10 protein-coding genes are annotated in these 14922 nt (G+C 33.6%); 8 read left to right on the top strand and 2 right to left on the bottom strand.

Annotated elements, in window-relative coordinates; all coding sequences use genetic code 11:
- Positions 1 to 86: 86 nt before the first annotated feature.
- From LNP22_RS16590 to nagB, 4 genes are all read left to right on the top strand, one after another.
- Positions 87 to 743 (top strand): response regulator, encoded by a 657-nt coding sequence (locus tag LNP22_RS16590; RefSeq protein ID WP_229974448.1) that lies wholly within the window; start codon positions 87 to 89, stop codon positions 741 to 743.
- Positions 744 to 795: 52 nt separating this feature from the next.
- Entirely contained in the window at positions 796 to 1965 is a 1170-nt protein-coding gene (locus LNP22_RS16585; RefSeq protein WP_229974447.1) for a sensor histidine kinase, read from the top strand.
- Between the two features lie 162 nt (positions 1966 to 2127).
- Complete coding sequence (locus LNP22_RS16580) at positions 2128 to 4239, top strand: alpha-L-fucosidase (protein ID WP_229974446.1); 2112 nt, start codon at positions 2128 to 2130, stop codon at positions 4237 to 4239.
- A gap of 142 nt (positions 4240 to 4381) precedes the next feature.
- A complete protein-coding gene (gene nagB / locus LNP22_RS16575; protein ID WP_229974445.1) occupies positions 4382 to 6295 on the top strand; it encodes a glucosamine-6-phosphate deaminase in 1914 nt (637 codons plus the stop codon).
- Positions 6296 to 6474: 179 nt separating this feature from the next.
- On the opposite strand, the gene LNP22_RS16570 is transcribed toward nagB, so the two are convergent.
- Both LNP22_RS16570 and LNP22_RS16565 read right to left on the bottom strand, forming a co-directional pair.
- Entirely contained in the window at positions 6475 to 7188 is a 714-nt protein-coding gene (locus tag LNP22_RS16570) for a LytR/AlgR family response regulator transcription factor (RefSeq protein ID WP_210664938.1), read from the bottom strand.
- A 69-nt stretch (positions 7189 to 7257) separates the two neighbouring features.
- On the bottom strand, positions 7258 to 8316 hold the full coding sequence (locus LNP22_RS16565) for a sensor histidine kinase (RefSeq protein WP_229974444.1): 1059 nt from the start codon (positions 8314 to 8316) through the stop codon (positions 7258 to 7260).
- Positions 8317 to 8437: 121 nt separating this feature from the next.
- On the opposite strand from LNP22_RS16565, the gene LNP22_RS16560 reads away from it, so the two are divergent.
- From LNP22_RS16560 to LNP22_RS16545, 4 genes are all read left to right on the top strand, one after another.
- Entirely contained in the window at positions 8438 to 10681 is a 2244-nt protein-coding gene (locus LNP22_RS16560; protein WP_229974443.1) for a GH92 family glycosyl hydrolase, read from the top strand.
- A gap of 32 nt (positions 10682 to 10713) precedes the next feature.
- On the top strand, positions 10714 to 12591 hold the full coding sequence (locus LNP22_RS16555) for a sodium:solute symporter family protein (RefSeq protein ID WP_229974442.1): 1878 nt from the start codon (positions 10714 to 10716) through the stop codon (positions 12589 to 12591).
- A 287-nt stretch (positions 12592 to 12878) separates the two neighbouring features.
- Entirely contained in the window at positions 12879 to 13844 is a 966-nt protein-coding gene (locus LNP22_RS16550) for a glycoside hydrolase family 130 protein (RefSeq protein ID WP_229974441.1), read from the top strand.
- A gap of 10 nt (positions 13845 to 13854) precedes the next feature.
- Positions 13855 to 14919, top strand: coding sequence for a carbohydrate-binding family 9-like protein (locus tag LNP22_RS16545; RefSeq protein WP_229974440.1), 1065 nt, complete (start codon positions 13855 to 13857; stop codon positions 14917 to 14919).
- The last annotated feature ends 3 nt before the right edge of the window (positions 14920 to 14922 follow it).

The following is a 14922-nucleotide window of genomic DNA, read 5'->3' as shown; positions in this document are numbered from 1 at the left end:
ATTTTAAAGACCTATGATTGTTTCGAGTAAACATTTCTAGAATAGTTGATGAGTTAGTGAACAGAGTTGCAATAATTTAATTACAAATGAAATCATCAGATCAATATAATTTTTTAATTGCCGATGATCACAGCGTAGTGCGTCAAGGTATTTCGTTGATATTTAAGGATTTATTTTTAAATGCTGAGGTTTTTAAAGCAGGATCTTTCAAAGATATTTTTAAAATACTAAGTGAAGTTTACGTTGATTTACTGGTTCTGGATGTTCATTTTCCGGATGGCAATAGTTTGAATATTCTGGCAGAAATAAAAGCAATCCAACCAGATATTAAAATACTTGTATTTTCTGCCTGTGATGAAAATATTTATGCTATGCGATACCTGAATAATGGGGCATCAGGCTATTTGAATAAAGGAAGTTCAGAAGATGAAATGAAATTTGCAATTAATACTATGATTTCATCAGGGCAATATATGAGTCAAAATATAAAAGAGAGAATCTTAGATTCTTTTATTTCAAAAACAATAGTAAATCCGTTGGATATTTTATCAAATCAAGAAATTGAAGTCGCAAGATTGTTAATCAAAGGATATGGAAACTTAGAAATTCTGGAATTATTAAAGTCAAAGAAAGATATTGTTACAGTCAATAGCTATAAAAACAGAATTTTCGAAAAACTTGGAATAGATAATTTACCTGATTTAATTAACCTTTTTCAGTTGTATTTTGAAGAAAAAATATAATAATTAATCAAGAGAATATGTAGAAATTTATTAATTTATAAAAAGTACAATTATGGAATTCAATTTTTATAAAACGAAAATAGAAAACACTGTTAATCAATTGAAAGTAAAATTGTTTGACAACATCCAAGATGCATTTTTTGTATTAACGGTATCGCCAAATAATGATTACGATCTGCCATTTGTAAATGATTCGGCGTATGAAATGTTTGAAATATCAGAAGATGAGATTTTTATAAATAAAGTATTTTATATTTATAATCAAATTCATCAGGAAGATAAGAAACTTGTGAAACAATCTTTATTTGACTCGATCAAAGAAGGAAAAAGATGGGACACTATTTTTAGGGTAGAATTACCCATCAAAGGGTTATGTTGGTTTAAAATTTCCTCAACAAGTGAGATAAATAGTGATCAAAGTATTATTTTTTACGGACGAATTACAGACATAACAGATTCTAAAATACAGCATACAGACATTGGTACATACGATGCATCTCAAAAGGAAAAAGAAGAATCAAAGGTGATAAATAAAACGGAGTTATCCAGCCAAAACAATAACAGATTACTGAATTTTTCACATATTGTATCACATAATTTAAATTCGCATGCGGGCAATTTTAAGCTTCTTTTGGATATGCTTGATTTGGAGGATAGTTTTGCTCAAAAACGGGAGACGATGAAGTATCTTCGAATTGTTTCTAATGATTTAAATAAAACAATTGAAGATTTATCTCAAATAGTCAATATACAGAACAATAAGGATATTGTTGTAAAGCCTCTCAATTTGAGCGATTATTTAAGCAGAGTGCTTAATATTGTTAGTGCTTACAGTTTTAAAAATAATGCTACCATTGTAAATAATGTGCCTAAAGATGCTACGATTAATTTTAATCCCGCCTACCTTGAAAGTGTTTTGCAAAATTTATGTACGAATGCAATTAAATATGCCAATCCTGAAAAGTCTTTAATAATTGAATTTAATTTTTTTGTAGAAAACGAACAGAAAGTGTTTACCATAAAAGATAATGGTTTAGGGATTGATCTGGAAAAGTACGGACATCTGTTGTTTGGAATGTACAAAACATTTCACAAGCACGAAAATGCCAATGGTATAGGGCTTTACATAACGAAAAATCAGATTGAGTCCATGAATGGGCGAGTGACTGTTGAGAGTCAATTAGGAAAAGGAACCACTTTTAAAATTATTTTTAATGGTTGAGTTAACTTGATTTCCTCTTTTTTTTAAATCATGTTTTTCTTGTGGATTTTTTTTAACATCGAAATTTTACCAAAACTCTTTAAAAAAGGTTGTTGGTCGAAATAGTATTTATCAGAGATGTCTTTTTCCTTAATATTGTGTTGTTACTATTTTAATAACAAAATGTTAATCAAAACTGCGATGAAAAATATTTTTCTATTACTAAGTTTTTTTATTTTGCTAACTCCAATTTATAGTCAGAAGCGGGTTACACCTCCTGAGCCGTTTGGCCCTTTACCAACGCAAAAACAATTGGACTGGCACGAAATGCAATTCTATGCATTTATTCATTTTTCATTAAATACGTTTACAAATAAAGAATGGGGGTATGGTGATGAATCTCCACAACTGTTCGATCCAAGTGATTTAGATGTCCGTCAATGGGCTCGTACTGCTAAAGAAGCTGGAATGAAAGGAATTATATTGGTTGCAAAGCATCATGATGGATTTTGCTTGTGGCCTTCGGCGTACACAGAACGCTCTGTGAAAAATTCTCCTTGGAAAAATGGCAAAGGTGATTTGGTTAAAGAATTGGCTGCTGAATGTAAAGAATATGGACTTAAATTAGGGTTGTATCTTTCACCTTGGGATAGAAATAATCCTGATTATGGTAAACCTGCCTACATTACTTATTTTAGAAATCAATTAAAAGAATTACTAACCAATTATGGAGATGTTTTTGAAATGTGGTTTGACGGAGCAAATGGTGGCGATGGTTACTATGGAGGTGCTAATGAAATTAGAAAAATAAATACTTTAGAATATTACAATTGGGATGAAACTTATGAGTTAATATATAAAATAGCACCCAAAACATTGGTTTGGGGTATTGGACCTTCGGAGGCCAGATGGATAGGCAACGAGGAAGGTTATGCCCATGAAACCAATTGGAGTCTCTTACGTCAAAAAGATGACTTAGCTGGAAAAGTGCATTATACAGAATACATGTCTGGTCATGAGGATGGCGAAAAATGGGTTCCTGGAGAAACCAATGTGTCGATACGACCAGGTTGGTTTTATCATGCTGTAGAAGATGATAAAGTGCACACACTAGACGAAATGGTAGATTTTTATTATCATTCTATAGGTCGTAATTCTACTTTTTTATTGAATATTCCTCCTGATGAAAGAGGATTGATTCATGAAAATGATATTCAAAGATTAAAAGAATATGCAGCCATTATTAAAAAGGATTTCAAGACAGAAGTACTTGCAAAAAGTAAAGTTAGTGCCAGTAATTGGAGAGGAAATAGTACAGAATATGGTGCTAAAAATACAATTGACGGAAATAAAGAAACATATTGGGCAACGGATGATACTGTAAAAAAAGCTTCTATATTATTTACATTTAAAAAACCAACAGCTTTCAATCGGATTTTATTGCAAGAATATATCAAATTAGGACAGCGGGTTAAAGTATTTACAGTTGAAGCAAAAGTAGATGGAGAATGGCAAACTATTGCCAATGAAACAACTATTGGTTATAAAAGAATATTGAGAACAAAAAGAGTGACAGCTTCTGCGCTTAGGATTAATATCATAGATTCTAAAGCAAGTATTGTGATTTCTAATATTCAGGCCTTTAATGCGCCTACTTTCGTGCGAATGCCAGCTGTACAAAGAGATAAAAACGGAATGGTTTCTATGGATTCCGAAGCAGAAAATACGATTTATTATACTCTTGATGGGACAAAACCTACTGCAAAAAGCTTTAAATACAGTGGTTCTTTTAAGTATGATAAAGCAGTCGAAATAAAAGCTATTTCATTACATAATAAAGAGAAAATAAGTAGTGCTATTCGAATTGTTAAGTATGGTGTTTCTAAAGAAAATTGGAAAGTTGTTTCAGCTTCCAGTGGTGACTTAAAAACAGTGAATAAAATTATTGATGGTAATCCTGGCACAACCTGGGGTTTTGAGGAAGATGTCAATCAACATGCACAAGAAGTAATTATTGATTTAGGAAACGAGATCACCATAAAAGGGTTTACTTACACTCCGCAACAAGTAGGCAATCCTCTTAATTTAATTTCGAACTATGAATTTTATAGTAGTATAGACGGAAAAACTTGGACTAAACAATCAGAGGGCGAGTATTCAAATATAAAGAATAACCCAATAGAGCAAATCAAAACATTCGATCCGGTAAGAGCAAGATATTTACGTTTTGTAGCTAAATCAGGTCTTGACAAATCTAAGACTGTAACTATAGGAGAGCTTAGTATTGTGGAGTAATTATTTCTGTTTTAGGGATTGAATAAAATACAAGTCTAAAAAAATGTCTTTTGCCGAAGTTGATAGGTTATTGGTCGAATTTTTGATTTAATCGACAGGCTAATTCTTAATTTTATACTAATGATAAACGAAATAGCATTAAATGATTAAGGAAAGCATAAATTTTAGTGAGGCAGGAAAGTTTGAAGAAACTCGTTTTGAAAAGATTCATAACGTTATTTTCGAATCGTCTCATGAAGCTTCAATATTGGTAGCACAGGAAATCGCCAACATAATTCAAAGAAAAGAAGAATTAAACGAACCTTGTGTTTTGGGACTAGCAACTGGATCATCACCAATAAAAGTTTACGAAGAATTGGTGCGATTGCATAAAGAAGAAGGTTTAAGTTTTGCCAATGTAGTAACTTTCAATCTAGACGAGTATTATCCGATGGACAGAAATAATATTCAGAGTTACTATCATTTTATGCATGAACATCTTTTTAATCATGTTGATATTCTCGCAGAAAATATTAATATTCCTAACGGAAAAATAAAGAGTGAAGATTTACAGCAATATTGCATTGATTATGAAATGAAAATTAAGGCTTATGGCGGATTGGATTTTCAGTTATTGGGCATTGGAAGAACGGGACATATCGGATTTAATGAACCAGGATCTCACGTAAATTCGGGCACAAGAAGTATAACACTTGACCACTTGACACGTCAGGATGCTGCATCATCATTTTTAGGAATAGATAATGTACCCAGAAAAGCAATAACAATGGGAATTGGCACTGTAAAAAATGCTAAAAGAATTGTTCTTCTTGGATGGGGAATCAGTAAAGCAGGAATTATCAAACAAACAATAGAAGGAGAGATTTCTTCGAGAGTGCCTGCAACGTATTTGCAAGAACATAAAAATACGACGTTTGTTCTGGATATTGAAGCTTCATCAGAATTAACCCGCGTAAAAACGCCTTGGCTCGTCAAATCTGTTGTATGGACAGAAGAGCTAAAACTAAAAGCTGTAGCATGGCTGAGCGAACTGACTAAAAAGCCTTTTCTTAAACTAACGGATAAAGATTATAACGATAATGGAATGTCTAGTCTTTTGACAGAAGAAGGAACTGCATACGATTTGAATATTAAAATGTTTAACAAAATGCAGCAGACCATTACTGGCTGGCCAGGTGGAAAACCCAATGCTGATGATACTTACAGGCCGGAACGTGCTACGCCTGAGAGAAAAAGAATTATCATTTTTAGCCCGCATCCTGATGATGATGTTATTTCGATGGGAGGAACTTTTGATCGACTTGTAGAACAGGGACACGATGTACATATTGCCTATCAAACTTCAGGAAACATAGCAGTTTCTAATGAAGAGGCTTTAAAGTTTGCCGAAATTTCAAAGGCATTAAATGCAAATTCTAATGAGTCTAAAGATATTATCAACTTTTTAAAAACTAAAAAAGAGAATGATATTGATTCACTGGAAGTTAGAAAATTAAAAGGGTTAATTAGAAGAAGCGAATCTCTTGCGGCGACGAGATATTTAGGCGTGCCAGATTCAAATGTAAATTTCCTTGATTTGCCTTTTTATGAAACAGGAACAGTAAAGAAAAATAATCTTGGAGAGGCAGATATACAAATTATGTGTGACATTATCGAAAGAGTAAAACCACATCAAATTTATGCCGCCGGAGATCTGGCCGATCCGCACGGAACACATAAAGTTTGCCTGGATAGCTTATTTGAAGCTCTAAAAAGACTAAAACACAATAGTTTTATGAATGATTGCTGGGTTTGGCTGTATAGAGGAGCTTGGCACGAATGGGAGTCCTATCAGATTGAGATGGCAGTTCCTATGAGTCCGGATCAGGTGCTTAAAAAACGTCATGCTATTTTCTATCACCAATCTCAAAAAGATGGAGTGATGTTTCAGGGAGATGACAGTAGAGAATTTTGGGTAAGAGTTGAAGATCGAAACAGATTGACAGCAGAAAAATATCATGCTTTAGGACTGGCTGATTACTCGGCAATTGAAGCATTTAAACGATACCATTTTTAGGTTGGTATTGTTTTAGAAAATTAATAAACTATTTCATGTGGTTTATTTGGTTAGTTACCTATATGTTTAAAATGCAATCATTTATGGTTGCATTTTTTTTGTTTTATAAAGATGCTATAAATTTAGTGTAGAAAAAAAGCGCAAAACGGCATGCTTTTAAGAAGGAGAACTTAATTTTTTTACATAGGAGAATTTAAAATTCTTTGTTTTACATGGTCGATGTAAGATCTACCGATAACATATCTAAGGCCTTCAATCTCAATACTGTTTCCTTCAACAGCATCAATTTTATCGATGGCGATCGTGTAAGATCGGTGTATTCTTAAAAAATTTCTTTCGGGTAATAATTCTGTAAAATCAGATAATGTGCTGTGTATGATGTATTTGCCTGTTAAAGTATTTATTTTTAAATAATCCTTCAGGCTTTCTATGACTAGAATTTCATTAAAGAAAATTTTCTTCATTCTTTTTTTGTCAATTTTAACAAAAATAAAAGGGCTTTCAGGATTATTTTCTGTAATTACTTGGGTGTTGTTTTCCAGTCTTTTACTTACCTTATTTAATGCCTTCATCAATCTCGGAAACTCAATTGGTTTTACCAGATAATCCAACACGTCTAATTCGTAAGTTTCGATCGCAAACTGACTATATGCGCTCGTAATAATAAGCAATGGAGGGTTATCCAGACTTTTAATAAAATTAATACCATCAAGAACAGGCATATTGATGTCAAGAAAAATCACATCTACCTTGTTGTTTTTCAAAAAATTAAGACCTTCTATTGGATTACTAAAAGTATTGATTACCTCAAAATTTTCAATAGGATCTAAATAATTTTTAATAACATTAATAGCCAATGGCTCATCATCTATAATTAGGCAATTTATTTTCATTTCTGGTTGTTATTATTTGAGCGAAATAATTTTTGTAGCGATCACTTTTTAGAAAAAAAGCAGTGTGTCTCAAGAGACTTTAATGACAAGTTTAACAACAAAAATATCCTTTTTATTTTTAAATGAAAGCTTATAATCATTTTTATTATAGCCAAGTTCAAGTCTTTTTTTAACATTTTCTATACCTATACCACTTGACTTGTTAAAATTTTCTTTGTGTTGTGTAATTTCTGGCGTTGGGTTCGAAATTGTAAAATGTAGAAAATCTCCTTTAATTTTAAAATTAATATTTATAACTACTTTTCCGGTGTTTTTATTAACGCCATGTTTGAAAGCATTCTCAATAAAGGTCAATAATATAATTGGAGATATTTCTTTATCGTGAATGTCTCCGGAAATAGACATGTTTACCTCAAGGCGATCATCATTTCTAATTCTTTCTAAATCAAGATAATTTTGAATGCAAAGTATCTCGTTTTCTAAAGTTTGGCGCTTACTTTTTGTTTCGTATAACATGTAACGCATTAATTCAGATAACTTTAGAACTATTTTAGGTGTTTTGTTTGATTTTTCTACCGATAAAGAATAAATGTTATTAAGCGTATTAAAGAAGAAATGCGGAGAAATTTGAGATTTTAAAAAAAGCAATTCGGTCTCTAACTGTGATCTTTCAAGATCAGTAACTCTTTTTTGTTCTTTTAAAAAATCCAAAGTGATCTTTATTGCCGTTACAAAAGTCATGACATACAGTTCTCCCATCATCATGTCGATGGTATAGTTGAGCGTTAATTTGTCTATGGTTTCAGGACCTTCGGGCCAAACTTCATGGGTTATCAATAAATAGGTTAGATTAAATTTTACGATCACCATCATAAATATAGCCGCTAAAACCGAAATAATATAGAGGATATATTTTTTTCGATATACCAAATATGGCATAAAAATTAAAATATTCAAATAACACAACGTCATGTGAATCGGAAATCCTAATAAATTTGTTTTAAAGGAATATAGATAATCATTAAAATAGCTTCCCCATCGAAAGGTATTAAATAAAAAATAAGTCAGCCAAAAGATGATATGATAATGAAGCGGTATTCGATATAATTTGCCGGAATTGAAATTCATAATTATAGTATTTTTTGTGACTTTTTTTGATGTTTATCTAAGTTTAAGTGTTGTCCGTCTAAATTACTTTTAATAAAAACCAAATTTATCTAAATTTAAAGTTAAATTAACATTGTGCTCCATGAAGAATTTTACATTGCTAGTTTTGTTGATTATTTTAGTTGCAAGTTGCAAAATAAATGTAAATAAAAATACTCATCAGCAAACACTTTTTACCAACCATGTTGATCCGCTTATTGGTACAGGTGGTCACGGCCATACCTATCCCGGCGCAACTGTTCCTTTCGGGATGTTGCAGGTGAGTCCCGATAATGGTATTTCAAACTGGGATTGGTGCTCGGGATATCATTATTCTGATGCTACTGTGGCTGGTTTTAGCCATTTGCATTTAAGTGGTACCGGAATTGGTGATTTGGCAGACATTCTATTCATGCCCATTAATAAAAAAGTCGATTTAACGACCAAAACAACTTCTCGAGATCAATTACCTTATAAATCATCATACAATCATGTTAACGAAAAAACAACACCGGGTTATTACCAGGTTTTTCTTGAAGATCCTAAAATTAATGTAGAGTTAACAGCATCACAACGCACTGCTTTTCATAAATATACCTTTACTAAAGGCGACAAGCAATCGGTCGTGATCGATCTTGGTTTTGCAATCAACTGGGACAAAGCCTTAAAAACATCCCTTAAAGTTGAAGATAAATATACCATTAGTGGCTATCGCTACAGTATAGGTTGGGCAAAAAATCAGAAAGTATTTTTTGTTGCTCAATTTTCAAAACCTATTGCAGAATCTGTTTTAATTGCTAATAAAAGTGTTATTACCGGCAATAGTGCAGAAGGAGAAAATACTGCGGCTCAGTTATTTTTTGATCCCGCAAATACAGATAAATTATTGGTAAAAGTAGCGCTGTCTTCTGTGAGTGTGGCTAATGCCAAAGATAATCTGGAGGGTGATAATTCTAACTTTGAAAAAGCAAAATCAAAAGCTACCAAAATTTGGAACACTGCTTTGAGTACAATTACTGTGGAAACTCCCACAGATTCTTTAAAAACCATTTTTTATACGGCGATGTATCACGCTCAGATTGCCCCTGTAACCTATAGTGATAAAAACGGTCAGTTTAGGAGAGAAGATGATCAAATTGTTACAGCAAATGATTATACTGCTTACTCGACCTTATCACTATGGGATACTTTTAGGGCCGAAAATCCTCTGTTGACTTTATTGGCTCCAGACAAGGTTTCGGATATGGTAAACTCGATGGTCGCCTATTATGATACAAAAAAAATATTGCCCGTTTGGACACTTTATGCCAATGAAACTAATACAATGACGGGCTATCATTCTATTCCTGTAATTGTAGATGCATATCTAAAAGGAATTAAAGGTTTTGATGCGGAAAAAGCTTACGAAGCCTTGAAAGCCACAATGATGCAAGACGAACGTGGATTAAATTTCTACAAAAAATACGGCTATATTCCGTATAATTTATTAGACGAGTCGGTTACTATTACTTTAGAATATGCTTATGATGATTGGTGTGTAGCACAAATGGCAAAAGCTTTAGGGAAAACAGAGGACTATCAATTTTTTCTAAATCGTTCTAAAGCCTATCAATATTTATTTGATTCGAAAACGGGTTTTATGAGAGGTAAATCGGAAGATGGAAAGTCATGGAACGAACCTTTTGATCCCAAACATTCGAACCATAGAGAACATACCGATTATACCGAAGGAAATGCGTGGCAACACAGTTGGTTTGTACCACAAAATGTAGAGGATTTTATCTCACTTCACGGAAGTGATGCCATTTTTACCAAACGTTTGGAGCAACTTTTTACGGAGAGTTCAGAAATTACAGGAAACAATGTTTCGGCTGATATTTCGGGTTTAATTGGGCAATATGCGCACGGCAACGAGCCAAGTCATCATATTGCTTATATGTTTAATAAAGCCAATGAGCCTTGGAGAACACAATATTGGGTACGTCATATTTTGGATACACAATACAATACAACGCCAAACGGATTGAGTGGTAATGAAGATTGCGGTCAGATGTCGGCTTGGTATGTTTTTAGTTCATTAGGATTTTATCCGATGAATCCGGCTTCGGGAGAATACGAAATCGGAAGTCCAATTTTCGAAAAATCAACGATACATCTTCAAGGCGGAAAAACCTTTGTAATCGAAGCAGAAAAGGTTTCCGATAAAAATTTTTACATCCAGTCGGCGACATTAAACGGTGTTCCATTCAACAAAACACTCATCACGCATCAGCAAATTTTACAAGGCGGGATTCTACACTTTGTGATGGGAGCGGAACCCAATAAAAACTGGGGAATTAAAAAATAAAAACGAGCGTAACTAACTAATAAATAAAATTAATGGATATTATTGACGTATCAATTATAGTAGCTTATATACTGCTTTCGGTAGGTATAGGAATCTGGATTTCACGAAAAGCATCAAAAGGATTGGATGATTATTTCCTTGGTGGAAAAACAATCAAATGGTATTTCTTAGGGCTAAGCAATGGGTCAGGAATGTTTGATGTTTCGGGGACTTCCTGGATGATCGGAGTGCTGTTTTTGTACGGAGTAAAGAGTTTTATGTTTATGTGGCTGTGGCCGATTTGGAATCAGATTTTTGTAATGATGTTCCTCGCCGTTTGGATACGAAGATCGAAAGTAATGACAGGTTCTGAATGGATTTTAACCCGATTTGGAAGCGACAGAGCCGGAAAAGCATCACACATTATAGTAGCTATTTTTGCCATTATTTCTACAATTGGTTTTATCGCTTACTTTTTTGAAGGAATCGGGAAATTTGTAACTATTATTCTTCCTTGGGATTTAACGCTTCATTACGGAGATTTAATTTTGCTAACCTCTGAGCGTTCTTATGCATTAATAATTATTCTTTTAACTACAATTTACACGGTAAAAGGCGGAATGTTTTCTGTAGTAGCCACAGAAGTGGTACAATATTTAATCATGATTATTGCGGGTGTTTTAATTGCCAGTTACGCATTTGTCAATTATACAGATGTTCAAATTAATTCGGTTATAACCGAAGAATGGAAAAATGTTTTCTTCGGATGGCAGTTCGAAACCCAGTGGAGCGATAAGTTTCAGACCTTTAATAATCTCATTGATTCTGAAGGCTACAAAATGTTTGGCGCTTTTATCGGAATGACCTTATTTAAAGGCTTTTTTGCTAGTATTGCCGGGCCAACGCCAAGTTACGATTTGCAGCGCATTCTTTCTACCAAATCGGTAAAAGAAGCGGCTTATATGAGTGGTTTTACCAACCTGATTTTGTTTATTCCGAGGTATTTATTAATTACCGGAATTGTGGTAATTGCTTTGATGAATTTAGCTCCGGAACTAAATGCAAATACTGGTTTAACAGGAGCCGACCTGGAATTACTAATGCCAAAAGTGGTCAATTTATATATTCCTGTTGGGATAAAAGGTATTTTGTTAGCTGGTTTACTAGCGGCATTTATGTCAGGTTTCTCGGCTTTTGTAAATGCTGGGCCTGCTTATATTGTAAATGATATTTATAAAAAGTATTTCAAACCAGTTGCTACAAATGCTCATTATATAAAAGTAAGTCAGATTTCTTCTTTTTTGGTGGTAGGTTTAGGAGTATTTATGGGTTTTTTTGCAGACTCAATCAACTCACTAACTTTATGGATTACCAGTGCTTTGTACGGTGGTTATGTAGCCGCCAATTTTTTAAAATGGATTTGGTGGCGTTTTAACGGATGGGGATATTTCTGGGGAATGTTTGCTGGTTTATTGGTAGCTTCTTTTCAGTTTGTTTTAGGGCAAAATAAAGGAAATTTTACACCGGGATCATTTTTATATGATTTGTCAGAGGTACAGGCTATTTATTTATTTCCGGTAATATTTGGGTTTTCTATTTTAGGTTGCCTTCTTGGAACTTTTCTCAGTAAACCAACAGATATGGACGTTTTAAGGTCTTTTTATAAAAATGTAAGACCTTGGGGATGGTGGAATCCCGTATACAAAACACTAAAATTAGAAGATCAGTCTTTCGAAAAAAATAATGATTTCTTCCGAGATATGCTCAATTGTGTCATCGGGATTGTGTGGCAATCGAGTATGATTTTACTTCCGATATTTTTTATTATTAAAGATTATCCGAAAGCAATTACAGCATTAGTAGTGTTTTTAGTGACAACAACGATATTAAAATTTACTTGGTTAGATAAGGTTCGAAAAATACAGGATTAATACTTATAGCAATTGTGTCAAAGTTTTACGCCAAAGTTTGTCTTTCCGAGGAACGAGGAATCTTAGAGAGAAACTCTACAAAGATTGGCTAATTTTCACGAGGAGCTTCTTGCGCAGATCCTTCCTTCGTCAGGATGACAAATTGAGTGGAGTAGTAAGAATATAAAACTTTATTAAAGATTCAAACTTTTACAAAGTTTTTAGAAATAAAAATGTAACACATAGAAGCATTGGTTTTGATGGTGTTAAAAAATATTTAATATAAAAAACAAACAAAATAAAGTAAAATGAGCACAATTCCTTGGCAAGACAGACCAGAAAACAACAATAATGTAATGTGGAGATATTCTAATAATCCCATTATAGAAAGATATGCAATACCTTCATCAAATAGTGTTTTTAACAGCGCAGTTGTTCCTTTTGAAGATGGCTTTGCAGGTGTTTTTAGATGTGATAACAAAGCGGTTCAAATGAATATTTTTGCTGGTTTTAGTAAAAACGGAATCGACTGGGACATTAATCACGAGCCAATTGTAATGCAATCGGGGAATACCGAAATGATCGAATCGGCTTATAAATATGACCCTCGTGTGGTTTTTATCGAAGATCGCTACTGGATCACTTGGTGTAATGGTTATAACGGCCCAACGATTGGAATTGGTTATACTTTTGATTTTAAAGAATTTTTTCAGTGCGAAAATGCTTTTTTACCTTTTAACAGAAATGGGGTATTATTCCCTCAAAAAATAAACGGAAAATACGCGATGTTAAGTCGCCCGAGTGATAATGGTCATACGCCTTTTGGAGATATTTGGATCAGTTACAGCCCAGACATGAAATATTGGGGAGAACACCGATTAGTAATGAAACCAAGTCCTTTTGAGCAAAGTGCCTGGCAATGTACCAAAGTGGGAGCAGGGCCCATCCCGATTCTTACTAATGAAGGCTGGTTGATGTTATATCACGGCGTGATTAATACTTGCAATGGTTTTCGTTATGCAATGGGAGCAGCTCTGTTAGAGGTTGATGCACCTGAGAATGTAAAATACAGAACACAGCCTTATTTACTTGGGCCTGCAGAAATTTATGAGCAAGTTGGCGATGTACCCAATGTCGTATTTCCTTGTGCCGCTTTGCACGATACAGAAGAAGATAAATTGGCCGTTTATTATGGAGCAGCAGATACAGTCGTTGCCATGGCATTTGGTAAATTAAGTGAAGTTGTTCAGTTTACAAAAGATAATAGTTTATAGAAAAAAAAATATGGGTTCAAAATTTCAATGGTTAACCGTCATTTTAGCATTTCTTTCGATAATGGGGTATTCACAATCGAATAAAACCATTACGCCCAAAACCTATGTGGCCGCTAAAACCAGTGATATTATTGTAATTGATGGAGAAGAATCGGATGTTTCTTGGAATAAAGCAGATTGGACCGATCTTTTTGAGGACATATCAAATAGCGAAAAACCAAAATATGCAACACAAGTTAAAATGCTCTGGGATGATACCAATTTTTACATACTGGCAAAAATGGAGGAGCCACATGTTTGGGCCAATTTGAAACAGCGCGATACTATTATTTTTTACAACAACGATTTTGAAGTTTTCATAGATCCCGATAGCGACACTTTTAACTATTACGAATTAGAGATAAACGCCTTAAACACCGCTTGGGATCTATTTTTGTCAAAACCTTACAGAGAAAATGATAATGTTGTTTTAAATGACTGGAATATTCCGGGTCTAAAATCGGCAGTTAAAATCAACGGAACGCTAAACAATCCAAACGATATCGATCAGGGTTGGGTATTAGAAATGGCGATTCCCTGGGCATCTTATAGAAAATCCAATAACGAAAATAATGTACCTGAAGATAAATTTTGGAGGGTCAATTTTTCAAGAGTAAATTGGCAACATACTGTAAAAAATGGCGGTTACATGCGCAAGAAAGATGCCGACGGAAAATTTTTGCCCGAGTACAATTGGGTTTGGTCACCAATGGGTGTCATCAATATGCACGAGCCAGAAAAATGGGGTTATGTTTATTTTTCATCCAAAGAAAAAGAAATTTTTACAATTCCGCAGGAAGAAAAAGTAAGATGGGAGTTGTACAATTTGTATCGGGCTCAAAAAGAATATTATCAAAAATACAAAACATGGGCAAAGTCTTTAACGAGTCTTACTAAAGAAACCATCAGCGTTGATGGTAAAATTTTGAAACCAATAGTAGAAAATCATTCGGCAGGATACAACATATCAATCAAAAGTCCTTTTTCCAATAAAACCTTAATTATCAAACAAGATGGTCAAATCATATCCAACTAAAAT

Source organism: Flavobacterium flavipigmentatum, from assembly GCF_020911905.1.
Classification (GTDB): domain Bacteria; phylum Bacteroidota; class Bacteroidia; order Flavobacteriales; family Flavobacteriaceae; genus Flavobacterium; species Flavobacterium flavipigmentatum.
Note: the sequence above shows the minus strand (reverse complement) of the source record. Positions and strands in the feature narration are given on the sequence as shown.